14 protein-coding genes are annotated in these 15626 nt (G+C 65.2%); 10 read left to right on the top strand and 4 right to left on the bottom strand.

Annotated features, from left to right (window positions below; translation table 11 throughout):
- Both RRU_RS18145 and acnA read right to left on the bottom strand, forming a co-directional pair.
- Entirely contained in the window at positions 1 to 726 is a 726-nt protein-coding gene (locus tag RRU_RS18145) for a glutamine amidotransferase (protein WP_011391259.1), read from the bottom strand.
- A 109-nt stretch (positions 727 to 835) separates the two neighbouring features.
- A complete protein-coding gene (gene acnA, locus RRU_RS18140; protein ID WP_011391258.1) occupies positions 836 to 3511 on the bottom strand; it encodes an aconitate hydratase AcnA in 2676 nt (891 codons plus the stop codon).
- A gap of 378 nt (positions 3512 to 3889) precedes the next feature.
- On the opposite strand from acnA, the gene RRU_RS18135 reads away from it, so the two are divergent.
- The 7 genes from RRU_RS18135 (at position 3890) to RRU_RS18105 (ending at position 12295) form a co-directional block, all read left to right on the top strand.
- Positions 3890 to 4714: an ABC transporter ATP-binding protein gene (locus RRU_RS18135; protein ID WP_011391257.1), complete on the top strand. Its 825-nt coding sequence runs from the start codon at positions 3890 to 3892 to the stop codon at positions 4712 to 4714.
- Positions 4714 to 6681 (top strand): long-chain fatty acid--CoA ligase, encoded by a 1968-nt coding sequence (locus RRU_RS18130; RefSeq protein WP_011391256.1) that lies wholly within the window; start codon positions 4714 to 4716, stop codon positions 6679 to 6681. Before RRU_RS18135 ends, RRU_RS18130 begins: the two co-directional genes overlap by 1 nt.
- An 86-nt stretch (positions 6682 to 6767) precedes the next feature.
- Positions 6768 to 7661, top strand: a complete 894-nt coding sequence (locus RRU_RS18125; protein WP_011391255.1) for a branched-chain amino acid ABC transporter permease — start codon at positions 6768 to 6770, stop codon at positions 7659 to 7661.
- Between the two features lie 4 nt (positions 7662 to 7665).
- Positions 7666 to 8787 (top strand): branched-chain amino acid ABC transporter permease, encoded by a 1122-nt coding sequence (locus RRU_RS18120; RefSeq protein ID WP_011391254.1) that lies wholly within the window; start codon positions 7666 to 7668, stop codon positions 8785 to 8787.
- A gap of 75 nt (positions 8788 to 8862) precedes the next feature.
- Positions 8863 to 10089, top strand: coding sequence for an ABC transporter substrate-binding protein (locus RRU_RS18115; RefSeq protein ID WP_011391253.1), 1227 nt, complete (start codon positions 8863 to 8865; stop codon positions 10087 to 10089).
- Between the two features lie 75 nt (positions 10090 to 10164).
- The gene (locus tag RRU_RS18110) at positions 10165 to 11010 is read left to right on the top strand and encodes an ABC transporter ATP-binding protein (protein WP_011391252.1); all 846 of its coding nucleotides are present in this window, start codon (positions 10165 to 10167) and stop codon (positions 11008 to 11010) included.
- A gap of 43 nt (positions 11011 to 11053) precedes the next feature.
- A complete protein-coding gene (locus RRU_RS18105) occupies positions 11054 to 12295 on the top strand; it encodes a phenylacetate--CoA ligase family protein (protein ID WP_011391251.1) in 1242 nt (413 codons plus the stop codon).
- 8 nt (positions 12296 to 12303) lie between these two features.
- On the opposite strand, the gene RRU_RS18100 is transcribed toward RRU_RS18105, so the two are convergent.
- Entirely contained in the window at positions 12304 to 12684 is a 381-nt protein-coding gene (locus RRU_RS18100; RefSeq protein ID WP_014626607.1) for a bleomycin resistance protein, read from the bottom strand.
- A 141-nt stretch (positions 12685 to 12825) separates the two neighbouring features.
- On the bottom strand, positions 12826 to 13281 hold the full coding sequence (locus RRU_RS18095; RefSeq protein ID WP_011391249.1) for a cytochrome c: 456 nt from the start codon (positions 13279 to 13281) through the stop codon (positions 12826 to 12828).
- A 264-nt stretch (positions 13282 to 13545) separates the two neighbouring features.
- Between RRU_RS18095 and RRU_RS18090 the strand changes: the two genes are divergently transcribed.
- Genes RRU_RS18090 through RRU_RS18080 form a run of 3 tightly spaced genes read left to right on the top strand, consistent with a single transcriptional unit; the run spans position 13546 to position 15614 of the window.
- Positions 13546 to 14343: a DUF4198 domain-containing protein gene (locus tag RRU_RS18090; RefSeq protein ID WP_011391248.1), complete on the top strand. Its 798-nt coding sequence runs from the start codon at positions 13546 to 13548 to the stop codon at positions 14341 to 14343.
- Between the two features lie 39 nt (positions 14344 to 14382).
- A complete protein-coding gene (gene cbiM / locus RRU_RS18085; RefSeq protein ID WP_011391247.1) occupies positions 14383 to 15018 on the top strand; it encodes a cobalt transporter CbiM in 636 nt (211 codons plus the stop codon).
- The gene (locus RRU_RS18080) at positions 14994 to 15614 is read left to right on the top strand and encodes a hypothetical protein (protein WP_014626606.1); all 621 of its coding nucleotides are present in this window, start codon (positions 14994 to 14996) and stop codon (positions 15612 to 15614) included. Before cbiM ends, RRU_RS18080 begins: the two co-directional genes overlap by 25 nt.
- Positions 15615 to 15626 lie beyond the last annotated feature (12 nt).

Here is a 15626-nt window from a genome sequence, read left to right as displayed (position 1 = left end):
TTACAGGCCGGCGATCGGCAGAGTGCTGGCCTCGGCGACCACCAGCCCGTCGAGCCACAGCGCCAGGGTGCGGGCGGCCTTGGCCTCCAACGCCGCGCCATGGCGGGCCATATCGGCGCGCAGCGCCGGAACCGACAGCCCGGCGCTGGCGATTTCCAGCCCATGGCCGATCAGCCAGCGCTCGAAGCCGCGCGCCCCGGCTTCCGGATGGAACTGGAAGGCGATGATCGAGCGGCCTAGGGAAAAGGCCTGATGGGCGCAGGCCGGGGTCGAGGCCAGCAAGGTGGCTCCGGCCGGCAGATCAAAGGTATCGCCATGCCAATGCAGGGCCAAGGGATCTTCGGCGAAGGGCGCCAAGCAGGATTTCTGCCCGGCGGCGCTTAAGGAAATCGGCAAGACGCCGATTTCCTTGATCCCGGAGGGATACACCCGCGCGCCAAGGGCGCGGGCGATCAACTGAGCCCCCAGGCAGATGCCCATCGTCGGCCGGCGGGCCTTGAGCCGATCGGTGAGCAGGGCGATCTCCTCGCTCAAAACCGGATAGATCGCCTCGTCGTAAACGCCGATCGGTCCGCCCAGAACGATCAGAAGGTCGGGATCGAGGTCCTTGAGGGAATCGACGCCGGCGTCGCGGTAGCTCACCTGATAGCCCGCGCGTTTGAGCGGCTCGGCGAAGGCGCCCAGGTCCTCGAAGGCCACATGGCGCAGTGCCACACAGGATTTCATCACGGTCTCCTCCCTTTCATACCCGGTCTGGCATACCCGGTCCGGCCAGCGGGAAAAAAAGAGCGAAGGGCCCCGCGCTCAGGGGGCCCTTCGTTAGCGGGTCGTCGTCTCAGGCGCTGGCGAGATTGCGCAGCACGTATTGCAAGATACCGCCGTTGCGGAAGTAATCGAGTTCATCGAGGGTATCGATTCGGCAGAGCGCGTCGAAGGAAAGCCGGGTGCCATCGGCCCGCGTCACCTCGACGCTCACGTCCTGGCGCGGCTTGAGAGCGGCCACGCCGCGGATTTCGAAGGTCTCCGTGCCATCCAAGCCCAGGGTCTTGCGATCCGTTCCCTCTTTGAACTGCAGGGGCAAGACGCCCATGCCGACCAGATTGGAACGGTGGATGCGCTCGAAGCTTTCGACGATGACCGCCTTGACGCCCAGCAGGTTGGTACCCTTGGCCGCCCAGTCGCGCGACGATCCGGTGCCGTATTCCTTGCCGCCCAGAATGACCAGCGGCGTGGCGGTGGCGGCGTATTTCATCGCCGCGTCATAGATCGCCATCACCTCGTCCGAGGGCTGATGCTTGGTCACGCCGCCTTCGGTGCCCGGGGCCATTTCGTTGCGGATGCGGATATTGGCGAAGGTGCCGCGCATCATCACTTCATGGTTGCCCCGGCGGGCGCCGTAGGAATTGAAGTCCTTCTGGTCGACGCCATGCTCGCTCAGATAGGCCCCAGCCGGGCTTGTGGCCTTGATCGATCCGGCCGGCGAGATGTGGTCGGTGGTGACCGAATCGCCAAGGATCGCCAAGGGCCGGGCGGCCAGGATGTCCTGGGGCGGCTTCGGCGTCGCGTCCATGCCCTGGAAATAGGGCGGATGCTGGACATAGGTCGAGCGGCTGTCCCAGGCGTAGGTCTCGCCCTCGGCCACCGCCACCGCCTGCCATTCCGCCGGACCGTCAAAGACGTTGGCGTAGCGGGCCCGGTACATGTCGGGGCTGATGAAGGCGCTGATGGCGTCGGCGACCTCCTTGGCGGTCGGCCAGATATCGCGCAGGAAGACCTCGACGCCCTCGGCGTCCTTGCCGAGCGGCGCGGTGGTGATATCGGCCTTGAGACTGCCGGCGATGGCATAGGCGACGACCAGCGGCGGGCTGGCCAGATAGTTGGCCTTGACCTGCGGGCTGATGCGGCCCTCGAAGTTGCGGTTGCCCGACAGAACGGCGGTGACCACCAGACCGTTATCGTCGACCGCATCGATGATGCCATCGGCCAGCGGCCCGGAATTGCCGATGCAGGTGGTGCAGCCATAGCCGGCGACGTTGAAGCCAAGCTGGTCGAGATAGGTCTGCAGCCCGGCCTTGTTCAGGTAATCCGACACCACCTGCGACCCCGGGGCGAGCGAGGTCTTGACCCAGGGCTTGCTGGTCAGCCCGCGTTCGACGGCCTTTTTGGCCACCAGACCGGCGGCCATCAGCACCGAGGGGTTGGAGGTATTGGTGCACGAGGTGATGGCGGCGATGACCACGTCGCCGTCGTTCAGCGTGTAATCGGTGCCGGCGACCGGGATGGAGCGGTCGGCCGGAGCCTCGGGCGCCAGGGTTTTCAGCGCCTGCTTGAAGGCGGGGGCGGCGGCCGACAGGGCCACGCGGTCCTGGGGACGCTTGGGACCGGCGAGCGAGGGCTCGACCGTGCCCATGTCGAGAGCCAGGGTATCGGTGAACAGCGGTTCGGCCGATCCGGTCTGGCGCCACATCCCCTGGGCCTTGGCATAGGCTTCGACCAGGGCGACGGAGTCTTCGTCGCGGCCGGTGAAGCGCAGATAGCGCAGGGTTTCGGCATCGATCGGGAAGATGCCGCAGGTGGCGCCGTATTCGGGCACCATATTGGCGATGGTCGCCCGGTCGGCCAGCGGCAGGTTATCCAAGCCGTCGCCGAAGAATTCGACGAACTTGCCGACGACGCCCTTTTTGCGCAGCATCTCGACGACCGTGAGCACCAGATCGGTGGCGGTGGTGCCTTCCTTCAGGCTGCCGGTCAGCTTGAAGCCGATGACCTCGGGGATGAGCATGGAGATCGGCTGGCCCAGCATCGCCGCCTCGGCCTCGATGCCGCCGACGCCCCAGCCCAGAACGCCCAGGCCATTGACCATGGTGGTGTGCGAATCCGTTCCCACCAGGGTATCGGGATAGGCCAGGGTGCGATCGCCCTCGCGGCCGGTCCACACGCCCTTGGCCAGATATTCCAGATTGACCTGATGGCAGATGCCGACCCCGGGGGGCACGACCCGGAAGTTGTTGAAGGCCTTCTGACCCCAGCGCAGGAAGGCGTAGCGTTCGCCGTTGCGCTCGAACTCCAGGTCCATGTTGCGCTTCATCGAATCGGCGGCGCCGAAGTGATCGATCATCACCGAATGATCGATGACCAGATCGACGGGCGACAGCGGATTGATGGTTTTGGGGTCGCCGCCCAGGGCGACCACCGCCTCGCGCATGGCGGCCAGATCGACGACGGCGGGAACGCCGGTGAAGTCCTGCATCAGCACGCGGGCCGGACGGAAGGCGATTTCGCGGTCGGACCGGCGGTCCTTTTGCCAGTCGACAACGGCCTTGGCGTCGTCGGTGGAGACGCTGCGGCCGTCTTCGTAGCGCAGCAGGTTTTCAAGCAGGACCTTCAGGGAATAGGGCAGGCGCGAAATGTCGCCCAGGCCGGACGCTTCCAGGCTGAAATAGTCGTAGTCCTTTCCATTGACGGAAAGGGTCTTGCGGGTTTTGAGGGTATCGTGACCGCACAAGGGCATGGATGGACTCCTTGGCTGCGTTGATTGGGGCCCCGCCGACTGGTGAGCCGGGGTCGTTTTCCGTCAAGGATCGAGCCCGGGGCGCGGTCGCCATACACCACATCCGCGCCCCGCTGTCCAGAATTCTCGCCGGTTTTGACCCTCTGGCACCCTCCACCACCAATCTTTCTCATAGCACGGAACCGCCGTCACAACCCGACGAAATCGGCGCCGGTACCCCAGGAAGGTTGGCGGCCGAAGGTCTTGGGGTGGGGTGGCGGCTTGACCGGTCTTTACGTTTGCGTTAAGTCGGTAGTCGAGAAAGCCGCTCAACCACCAAAACCGGTCCGGTCTAACGAGTCCGGGGGGAAGAGCGGCCGACAAGGGAGGCCGCTGTTGATGTCCAAGGATTCGCCGATCCTGGAAGTGCGCGACGTGTCCCTTCATTTCGGGGGGGTACGGGCCTTGACCATGGTCTCGACCACGGTCGCCGCCGGCGCCTTGTTCGCCATCATCGGCCCCAATGGGGCGGGCAAGACCTCGATGATGAACTGCATCTCGGGGCGCTACCGGCCGACCCAGGGCAAGGTGCTGTTCAAGGGGCGCGACGTCACCGCCCTGCCGCCCGATCGCCGCACCGGGCTTGGCCTGGGCCGGACCTTCCAGAACCTCGCGCTGTTTGGCCATATGAGCGTGCTCGACAACATCATGGTCGGGCGCCATCACCTGCTGCGCAACGGCTTCGTCGGCGGGGCGCTCTATTGGCTGGGCGGGACCCAGGCCGAGGAGCTGGAGCACCGCCGCGCCGTCGAGGACATCATCGATTTCCTGGAGATCGGCGCCATCCGCAAGGCCACCGCCGGCACGCTGTCCTATGGGTTGCGCAAGCGGGTCGAACTGGCCCGGGCGATCGCGCTTAAACCCGACCTGATCTTGCTCGACGAGCCGATGGCCGGCATGAACCAGGAGGAAAAGGAGGACATGGCCCGCTTCATCGTCGATCTCAACGAGGAATGGGGGATGACGGTGATCATGATCGAGCACGACATGGGCGTGGTCATGGATATCAGCCATACGGTGATGGTGCTCGATTTCGGCCAGAAGATCGCCGAGGGGCCGCCAGCGGCGATCATGGCCCATCCCCAGGTGCGCCGGGCCTATCTCGGCGAGAACGACGACGACGCGGCGGTGCCACCCGCCAAGACCGCCGGGGAGACCGCCTGATGGCATCCAGACGTTCCCGCCGCGCCCCCGAGTATGCCGATGTCCACCGGCTCGACACCTTTCCCAAGGTTCTGGCCGACAACGCCAAACGCTTCCCCCAGGATATCGCACTGCGGGAAAAGGATCTGGGGATCTGGAAAGAGGTCACCTGGGCCGAGTACGGGCTCATGGTGCGGCTTTACGCCCTGGGGCTGAAGGATCTGGGGGTAGAGCGCGGGCAGGTGATCGCCCTGCTTGGCGCCAACCGCCCCGAATGGCTTTGGGGCGAGATCGCCGCCCATGCCCTGGGCTGCGCCTCGCTTGGCATCTACAAGGACGTGCTCGACGACGAGGCGGACTACCTGCTGGCCCATTCCGGCGCCGTGGCGGTGATCGCCGAGGACGAGGAGCAGGTTGACAAGCTGCTGACCCTGGCGGCGCGGGTGCCCAGCCTGCGCCATATCGTTTATTGCGATCCCCGGGGCTTGCGCAAATACAGCGATCCCCGGCTGATTTCGCAAGACGACCTCAAGGCCCGGGGCCGCGCCCTCGACGCCCGCGACCCCGGGCTTTACGAGCGCGAGGTGGCGGCGGGCCATGGCGACGACGTGGCGGTGCTGTGCACCACCTCGGGCACCACGGCGCGGCCCAAGCTGGCGATGCTCCAGGCCGGGGCCTTCCTGCGCCATTGCCTTGATTACCTCGAGGCCGATCCGCGCCATCCCGGCGATGATTACGTCTCGGTGCTGCCGCTGCCCTGGATCATGGAGCAGGTCTATGCGGTCGGTCAGGCGCTGATTGCGCGCGGCATCGTCAACTTCGTCGAGGAGGAGGCGACCACCATGGCCGATCTGCGCGAGATCGGCCCGCGCTTCGTTCTGCTCGCCCCCCGCGTTTGGGAGGGGATCGCCGCCGATGTGCGGGCGCGGATGATGGACGCCAGCCCCTTCAAGCGGGCGATGTTCGAGATCGGCATGGGCCTTGGCAAACGGGCGCTGGCGCGCAACCGCCGCTCCTGGCTGGCCGAGGCGCTGCTGTTTCGCGCCTTGCGCGACCGCTTGGGCTTTTCCTTCCTGACCAGCGCCGCCACCGGCGGCGCGGCGATGGGGCCGGAGACCTTTTCGTTTTTCCATGCCATGGGGGTGCCGCTCAAGCAGCTCTATGGCCAGACCGAACTGGCCGGGGCCTATGTCATCCACCGCGCCGGCGACATCGATCCCGAAACCGTCGGCCTGCCCTTCGCCAAATCGGCGGTGCGCATCGACAACCCCGATGCCGAGGGGGTGGGCGAGATCCTCGGCCGCGACCAGGGGCTGTTCGCCGGGTATTTCGGAGCGGGCGACGCCACGGCGATCGATGACCTGCGCGATGGCTGGCTCCATACCGGCGACGCCGGCTTCCTGAAAAAAGAAAACGGCCATCTGGTGGTGATCGACCGGGTGAAGGATCTGGCGGTGATGAGCAATGGCGTGCGCTTCAGCCCGCAGTTCATCGAAAACAAGCTGAAATTCTCGGCCTTCATCGCCGAGGCGGTGATCCTGGGGCGCGACCGGCCCTATCTGGCCGCCATCATCTGCATCCGCTGGTCAATCCTGGCCAAATGGGCCGAACAGCGGGCGATTTCCTTTACCGGCTATTCCAGCCTCGCCGCCCGGCCCGAGGTGTATGCCCTGCTGCGCGCCGAGGTCGAGCGGGTCAACGCCAGCCTGCCCGCCGCCCAGCGCGTGCGCAAGTTCTTGCTGCTCTACAAGGAGCTTGATCCCGACGACGGCGAGCTGACGCGCACGCGCAAGGTGCGGCGCGGCGTGGTCGCCGAGAAATACGCCAAGGAGATCACCGCCCTTTACCAGGGGGACGACGCCGTCGACATCGATACCCATATCACCTTCCAGGATGGCACGACGGCGCGCATCCAGACCCGTCTTAAGGTGGAAACCCTGATTTCGGCCGATGAGAACGGCCCGATTGCGTCAAAGGCCGCGGAATGACCGGATAGTCACCTCAAAATCCGCCCAGGAAGCCGAAAAAAGGCTCCGGGCGCCGCCGCAAGGCGCGCAGACAGGGAGGACGACGCATGAACGGGGAGCTTCTGTTCCAGCTTCTGCTGAACGGGGTGATCGTCGGCACGCTCTATGGCGTGGTGGCGATGTGCTTCGTGCTCATCTACAAGTCGACGCAGGTGGTGAACTTCGCCCAGGGGGAATTCCTGCTGATCGGCGCCTGGGTCTGTTTTTCGCTGCTGACCGATTTCCAGCTTCCCTTCGTTCTCGGCTTTCTGTTCACCCTGGTTTTCATGATGGCCTTTGGCGTCTTGCTCCAGGTCGTGGTGCTGCGGCCGATGATCGGCGAGCCGATCATCTCGGTGATCATGGTGACCATCGGGCTGTCGATCTTCCTGCGCGCCCTGGTCAACTGGGTCTTCGGCCAAAGTGCCCGCAGCTTCCCCAAGATCTTCGAGGCCGAGTCCGTCACTATCGCCGGCCTGAATGTCGAGCCGGCCTATCTGATGAGCTTCGCCATCTCGATCATTATCATGATCGGCTTTTACTATTTCTTCCGCTATTCGCGCCACGGGCTGGCGATGCGGGCCACCGCCTTCGACCAGCAGGCCGCCCAATCCCTGGGGATCTCGGTCAAGCGCGTCTTCGCCATGGCCTGGGCGATCTCGGCCATGGTCAGCGCCTTGGCCGGGGTGGTGATGGGCATGGTCAACGGCGTGTCCTCGGCCTTGTCGTTCGTCGGCATCAAGGTGTTTCCGGCGGTGATCCTGGGCGGGCTAGACAGCATCATCGGCGCCATTGTCGGCGGGCTGATCATCGGCGTTCTGGAAAACGGCGCGGAATTCGTCGACGGCCAGTATCTGCACTGGGGCAATATGCTGACCATCGCGCCGTTCTGGGTGCTGATCGCCATCCTGGTCATCAAGCCCTATGGCTTGTTCGGCACCAAGAAAATCGAGCGGGTGTAAGGCCATGGCGACCCTGTCCTTGCGGCCTTGCGGTGACTTCCGCACCAGCTACCGCGCCGATACCAAGATCTTCGACACTCCCACCAGCCGCTGGGCGATGGTTGGGTTCCTGTGCGCGCTCTATGGGCTGGTCATCCTGCCCCAGGCCTTTCCGCCTTTGGCAAGCCTGCCGGTCTTGCGCCTTTTCGCCGATGGCTATGCCCTCTCGCTGGGTATTCAGGTCTGCTACTACGCCATCGCCGCCCTTGGCCTGAACATCCTGGTCGGCTTCACCGGCCAGATCTCGCTGGGCCATGCCGCCTTCTTCGGGGTCGGTGCTTTTTCCTCGGCCTGGCTCAACACCCGCGTCGGCTTGCCGGTCCTGGTCTGCATTCCCCTGGCCGGTCTGATGAGCGCCGCCGCCGGCCTGCTGTTCGGGGCGCCGGCGGCGCGGATCAAGGGGCTTTATCTGGCGATCGCCACCCTGGCCGCCCAGTTCATCATCGAAGACCTGTTCGTTCGCATGGACTGGTTCACCGGCGGCTCGTCGGGGGCGATGGCCGATACGCCGATGCTGGGATCCTTCGCCTTCGATAACGACGCCCGCTATTTCCTGCTGTCGCTCAGCTTCACCATCGTCTTGTTCGTCATGGCGGCGAACCTGATGCGCTCGCGCGACGGCCGGGCCTTCGTCGCCCTGCGCGACCATTATCTATCGGCCGAGGTGATGGGCATCGCCCTGACCCGCTACCGGGTGATGTCGTTTGGCATCGCCGCCTTTTATGCCGGCATCGGCGGGGCGCTTTACGGCCATTACCTGATGTTCGTCTCGGCCGAGGCCTTCACCATTCTGCTGTCGATCCAGTTCCTGGGCATGATCATCATCGGCGGCCTGGGCAGCGTGATGGGGGCGATGCTGGGAACGATCTTCATGGTCGCCCTGCCCGAGGTCATGGGGGCGGTGATCGCCGCCTTGCAGACCACCCAATGGGGCAACCGGCCGGCGGTGATCAACGGCCTGCCGTTCTTCCGCGAAATGGCCATCGGCGCGGCGATCATCTTGTTCCTGATCTTTGAACCCGATGGCCTCGCCCACCGCTGGCGGCTGATCAAGACCTATTGGAAGCTCTACCCCTTCTCTCACTAACCTTTTTTATCCCCTCGCTTTTTTTTAAAAAAACCAAAGGGCCCGAAGGGTCCGTTCCGGGAGGTTACACAAACCATGAAGACGGTGCTAAGCGCGACCCTGGCCGGCGCCTTGCTGGCGATGCTCTCCCCCTTTGGCGGGGCCCAGGCCGACGACAGCGTGTTCGTTGGCCATCTCAAGGATGTGACCGGAGCCACCGGCTTTGTCGGCAAGCTCTATGGCGAGGGGGTCAACGACGCCCTTGTCTGGATCAACGCCCATGGCGGCATCGACGGCACCCGGCTTGATTTCGAATCGGTCGATTACGCCTATGAGGTGCCGCGCGCCATCGCCCTTTACAAGAAATGGACCAGCCAGAACAAGATGGTCGCCCTGCAGGGCTGGGGTACGGGCGATACGGAGGCGCTGATCAGTTTCGTCGCCAAGGACAAGATCCCGGTGCTCTCGGGCTCCTATTCCGGCCATCTCACCGATCCCACCGGCAAGAACCCGAAAACCCAGAAGCCCGCCCCCTATAATTTCTTCTATGGTCCCAGCTATTCCGACGCCTGCCGCGCCCTGGTGCAATGGGCCGAGGGCGATTGGAAGGCCAAGGGCAAGGAGGGCAAACCGAAGTTCATCCATGCCGGCGACAACCACCCCTATCCCAACGCCCCCAAGGAGGCCTGCGCCGATTTCGCTACGGAACTGGGCTTCGAGGTGCTGCCGCCGGTGGTGGTGTCGCTCAAGCCCGGCGACTTCAAGGCCCAATGCCTGACCATCAAGCAAAGCGGGGCCAATTACGTTTATGTCGCCAATCTCGGTCCCTCGGTCGTCTCGTTGGTCAAATCGTGCAAGACGGTGGGCACCGATGCCCAATACATGGCCAATATCTGGGGCGGAGATTCGGAAACCCAGAAGACCCTGGGCGCCGATGGCGATGGCTATGTCTTCGTCGCCGCCAATGCCTTTTGGGGCGATGATGCGCCGGGGCTGGCGCTGGTGCGCGAGATCGCCGGCTCGGAGACGCCGCGCACCCATCACTACATTCGCGGCGTCTGTTCCACCTTCTATATGAAAGAGGCGATGGAATGGGCCAAGGCCCATGGCGGGTTGACCGGCGAGTCCATCCGCAACGCCATGTACGCCCGCAAGGACTGGGTGCCCAAGGGCCTGGAAGGGGTGTGCATTCCCTCGACCTGGACGCCCGAGGACCATCGCGGCATGACCAAGGTCTTCATCTACCAGATGCAGAACGGCAGCGAGATCCACAAGATCGCCGAAACCGACCTGCCCCGGCGCGACGACTGGCTGGGTTATTAGAAACAACGGCCGCGACCCGGCGGGGGCGCTTTTATCCCCCGCCGGCCTCCCCCGCTTGGCGACGAGGAGACGATCATGGGTGATGCGACGGCGGCCTTGCCGGGTGAGCCGCTTGCTTCCGCGGCCGAGCCGATTCTGTCGGTCAATAACATCGAGGTGGTCTACGACGACGTCATCTTGGTGCTGCGCGGCGTCAGCCTTGATGTTCCGGCCGGCGGGATCGTCACCCTGCTTGGCCCCAATGGCGCGGGCAAATCAACCACCCTCAAGGCGATCTCGGGATTGCTGCGCACCGAAAACGGTTTGGTGACGCGCGGCGAGGTCCGCTTCATGGGCGAGGTCATCACCAACCTCGATCCCGAAAAGATCGTGCGCCGGGGCATCTTCCAGGTGATGGAGGGGCGCCGGATCATCGAGGATATGACGGTGATCGAAAACCTGCGGCTGGGCGCCTTCACCCGCCGCGACGGGGCGCCCGCCGTGCGTCGTGATCTGGAGATGGTGCTTGATTACTTCCCGCGCCTGCGCGAACGCACCGGGCTTGCCGGTTATCTTTCGGGGGGTGAACAGCAGATGCTGGCGATCGGCCGGGCGATGATGGCGCGCCCCAAGTTGATACTGCTTGATGAGCCCTCGATGGGGCTGTCGCCGCTGCTGGTCAAAGAGGTGTTCTCGATCATCCGCAGCCTCAATCAGGCCCTGGGCATCACCTTGCTGGTCGTCGAACAAAACGCCCGCATGGCGCTGGGGGCGGCCTCTTACGGCTATATCCTTGAATCGGGCAAGGTCGTGCTTGACGGCCCGGCCGATCAGATGATGTCCAACGAGGACGTCAAGGAATTCTACCTTGGCGGCGGCGGCGACCACCGCAAGTCTTTCAAGAACCTGAAATCCTACAAACGCCGCAAGCGTTGGTTATAATGGTGTTTCCCTATCGCCTTCCCTCTCGCCAAAAGGAGTGGCCATGGTTCGCTTCTTCGACGCCCTGGAAACCCGTGAGCCCGAGGTCAGGGACCGCGAGCAGGCGGCCGCCCTTCCCGGGCTGATCCAACATGCCAAGGACCATGCCCCGGCCTATGCCCGGCTGCTGGCCGATATCGATCCGCCCGCCATCACCAGCCGCGAGGCCCTGGCCGCCTTGCCGGTGACCCGCAAATCGGCGCTGATCAGCCTTCAGGCCGAAGCCCCGCCCTTCGGCGGCTTCGCCACCAGCCGCGGCGCCTTCAGCCGGGTGCTGCAATCCCCCGGCCCGATCTATGAGCCCGAGGGCAAGCGCAGCGATTACTGGCGGCTGTCGCGCGCCCTGTTCGCCGCCGGCTTCCGTCCGGGCGATCTGGTTCATAACTGCTTCGCCTATCACTTCACCCCCGGCGGCTGGATCTTCGACGATGGTGCCCAGGCCCTGGGGTGCCCGGTGTTTCCCGCCGGCACCGGCCAGACCGAACAGCAGCTGCAGGCGATCGCCGCCCTGCGGCCGACCGCTTATGTCGGCACGCCGTCGTTCCTGGCGATCCTGCTCGACAAGGCCGATTACCTTGGCGCCGATATTTCGTCGCTGAAAAAGGGCCTGGTCTCGGCCGAAGCCTATCTGCCGCCCCAGCGCACCCTGTTCGCCGAGCGCGGCATTCCCACCTATCAGTGCTATTCGACCGCCGATCTGGGGCTGATCGCCTATGAATCCCCCGACGACTCGGGGGCGGTGGAAGGCATGGTGGTGGATGAGGGGGTGATATTGGAAATCGTCCGCCCGGGGACCGGCGATCTTGTGGCGCCGGGCGAGGTGGGCGAGGTGCTGGTCACCACCTTCACCCCCGAATATCCGCTGATCCGCTTCGCCACCGGCGATCTTTCGGCCACCCTGCCCGGCCCCAGCCCCTGCGGACGGACCAACATGCGGATCAAGGGGTGGATGGGGCGGGCCGATCAGACCACCAAGGTCAAGGGCATGTTCGTCCATCCCCAGCAGGTGGCCGACGTGGTCCGCCGCCATGACGCCTTGGCCAAGGCCCGGCTGATCGTGACGCGGATCGAGGGCGGCGACGTCATGACCCTGGTCTGCGAAACCACCGAGACCCTGGATCTGGCCGATCAGGTGGCCGAAAGCCTGCGGGTGGTGACCAAATTGCGCGGCGAGGTGCGGTTCGTCACCCCGGGATCCCTGCCCAACGACGGCAAAGTGATCGAAGACGCCCGCGACTACGGCTGAGGGCCCCCTCAGCCGGCTTCCTCGCCGAAACGCAACAGGCAGCCGTCGGGATCTTGAACGTGGAACTCGCGCATGCCCCAGGGATGGGTTTCCAGGCTGCGCACCGGGGTGGGCGGCGCCGCCTGATAGACGCGGTTCCACAGCGGCTCGATATGATCGACCCGGATATAGATGGCGGTGCGCCCCCGCGTCGCCCGCAGCGCCGCCTTGTCTTCGCTGCGGGTGAAATGCACGGCGTGGCTATCAAACGCCACCACCCCATAAGACAGATCCTCCATGACGAAGACCTTGCGGAAGCCAAGATAGCGCACATAAAAGGCCACGCTGACGGCGACGTCGCGCACGGCGAGAATCGGGCTGATGGCGATGACGCGCGGGGTAGTCGGCAAGGGAACGCTCGGCCCTGAAGAGACTGCCCGAAGGCGGGAACTGCTCCGCGCACAGTGCCCCGGCCGGCCCTTTGGCGCAATCATCCAAAGAACGGCGCGGCGGCTGGCCCAGGGCCGGCCCAGGGCTGGCCGGACGGGGGGTCAGAAGCCGGGGTCGATGCGGAAGGACGTGTGGCAGCCCTGGCAGACCGCCACCAGCTCCTGGTAGCGCGCCCGCATTTCCGGGCTTCCCGGAGAGGCGCGCGCGGCTTCGCCGAAGCGGTCGGCGGCGTTATGGAGGGCGCGCTCGGTCTCGCGGAAAGCCGGGGTATCGGGACCGGGAAGGATGATGTCGGACAGGTGATGCGCCCTTTGACCGGCGCTGTCCATGCGGTCCGAGGCGATGGTCGCCGCCGTGTCGTAATCGCCCTTGGCCATCGCCGTCAGAATCTCGTCGAGATCGATGACATGGCTGCGCATGGCCAAACGAAAACTGGTTCGTTCCGCCGCCTCCAAAGACAACGTCGTTCGCCTGTCGGCTTCCGACAGGGCGATGATCAAGCACAGCGGAATCGCCAGGAAGGCGAAAACCGCGAGTCCCTTGGTCAGTGTTGGCATGACGGGTTGTCCCGTTCGTTTCCTCCGACCGGAAAGGGAACGTCAGCGCCGGTCGGCGCGCATTGATGTGTGTCACTTATGTGGTCCGTCGCCGCCCGGGACCGGGCTCCCCCGCTTATTTCTTACCGCCCGAGTGGTTTTGAACAGTGGACAAGGGTCGAGCGCCGCCTTAGGGTCGCTGCCGCAAAACATTATGCGACGCGGTATATAGCTGAGCCAACCCTGATCCCTTTCCGCTCCTCGCGCTCAAAGGACTCGAGACCAATGCCCGACGTCTCGCTTCGTTCCCACTTTTTACGCGCTTGCGCCCTTGCCGCCCTGTCGGTCTTCGCCGCCCTGCCCGCCCAGGCCCATTTCCAGGAACTGATCCCCGATCCGCCGCTGGTCGGCGAGGTGACGGGCGGCAAGGTCACGCTGTCGGCGACCTTCACCCATCCGATGCAGAACGGCCCGGTGATGGCGATGGGCAAACCGGCGCGCTTCGCGGTGACGGTCGACGGTCAGACCACTTCGTTGCTCAACAGCCTCTCGCCGGTCGTCATCGACGGCAAGGCGGCCTATCGCGCCGAGTTCACCGCCAAGAAGCCGGGCGATTACATTTTCTGGATCGAGCCCGCCCCCTATTGGGAGCCGGCGGAAGGCGTGATGATCGTCCATTACACCAAGGTGGTGGTCGATGCCTTCGGCGCCGATGAGGGGTGGGACGCCGCCGTCGGCCTGCCCGTCGAGATCCTGCCGCTGACCCGCCCCTATGGGCTTTATACCGGCAACGTCTTTTCGGGCGTCGTCACCCGCGACGGCAAGCCGGTGCCCGGGGCCGTCGTCGAAGTAGAATACCGCAGCCAAGGCACGATCACCGCGCCCGACGATGTCTTCGTCACCCAGGTGGTCAAGGCCGATGGCGGCGGAACCTTCCATTTCGCCATGCCTAAGGCCGGCTGGTGGGGCTTTGCCGCCCTGCTTGAAGGGCCCAAGCCGATGACCAGTCCGACGGGCGAAAGCGTGCCGGTGGAGGAAGGCGCCCTGCTCTGGGTCCATACGGTCGATATGCCCGCCAAATAAGGCCGGCGAGACTCTTGTTTTAGCCAAAGGATCAAGGCCATGCATATCGCCGAGGGGATCGTCCCGCTCTCCGTGGCGGCGCCGCTGACGGTCGTCGCCGTCGCCGGCGTCGCCAAGGGCCTGCGCGCCATCGATGCCGAGCGTCTGCCGACCTGTGGCCTGTTTTCGGCGGTGTTCTTCGTCGCCAGTCTGATCCATGTGCCGCTGGGACCGACAAGCACCCATCTCGTGCTCAGCGGGCTGATCGGCCTGATGTTGGGTTGGGCGGCCTTTCCGGCCATTCTGGTCGGACTGGCCCTGCAGGCGGTGTTCTTCGGCTTCGGCGGCCTTCTGGTGCTTGGCGTCAACACCCTGACCATGGCCGCCCCGGCGGTGCTGGCCTGGGCGCTCTTCCGGGGGTTGGCCGATCGGCTGGCGCCGTCGCGGGCGCCGGTGCTGGCGGCGATCTGCGGCGGGCTGGCGGTGCTGGTTTCCGCCCTGCTGGTCGCCGGAGTTTTGGCCCTGTCCGATCAGGCCTTCCTGCCGGCGGCCGGGTTGGTGGTGCTGGGCAATCTGCCGGTGATCGGCCTGGAATCGCTGATTACCGGCGCCGCCGTCGCCCTGCTCCACCGTGTCCGTCCCGAGATGCTTCCGCGACAGGGAGGTCGCCCATGGTCGGGATCCTTCGTCTCCTGATCCTCTGCCTGGGGATCGGCCTTCTGGCAAGCGCCGCGCCGCCGCTGGCCTTCGCCCATAAGCTCAAGATGTTCGCCACCGTCGAAGGCGCCGAGATCGTCGGCAGCGCCTATTTCGGCGGCGGCCGCTATCCCCAGGGAGTGACGGTGCGTTTCAGCGCCCCCGATGGCCGCGAGCTGGGAACGGCGGTGACCGGCGCCGATGGCGGCTTCCGGTTCCTGGCCCGCGAAGGCGTCGATCACGTTATTGTCGTCAATTCCGGCGATGGTCACCGCGCCGAGATGACGGTTCCCGCCCGCGATCTGCCCCCCGGCCTGCCCGGCGGCGCGCCGAATTCCGCCCCCGCCGTCCCGGTCGCGATGGCTTCCGTGGTGGCGACTGGCGAAGGGGGGACGGGCAATGATCTCGCCGCCCTCGCGGGCAGGGATCTCGCCGCCCTGGATGCCCTGCTCTCGCGCAAGCTGCGACCGATCGAGGACCAGCTTGACGCCCAGGATGACCGCATCGCCTTCCACGATATCCTGGGCGGCATCGGCTATATCCTGGGCCTTGTCGGTCTGGCGTCGCTGCTGCTCGCCCGCCGCGCCAAAAACTAATCTCGGTCGCCG

The sequence above is a fragment of the Rhodospirillum rubrum ATCC 11170 genome, from assembly GCF_000013085.1.
GTDB classification, from domain to species: Bacteria; Pseudomonadota; Alphaproteobacteria; order Rhodospirillales; family Rhodospirillaceae; genus Rhodospirillum; species Rhodospirillum rubrum.
The sequence above is the reverse complement of the archived record's forward strand: the minus strand, read 5'-3'. Positions and strand labels throughout refer to the sequence as shown.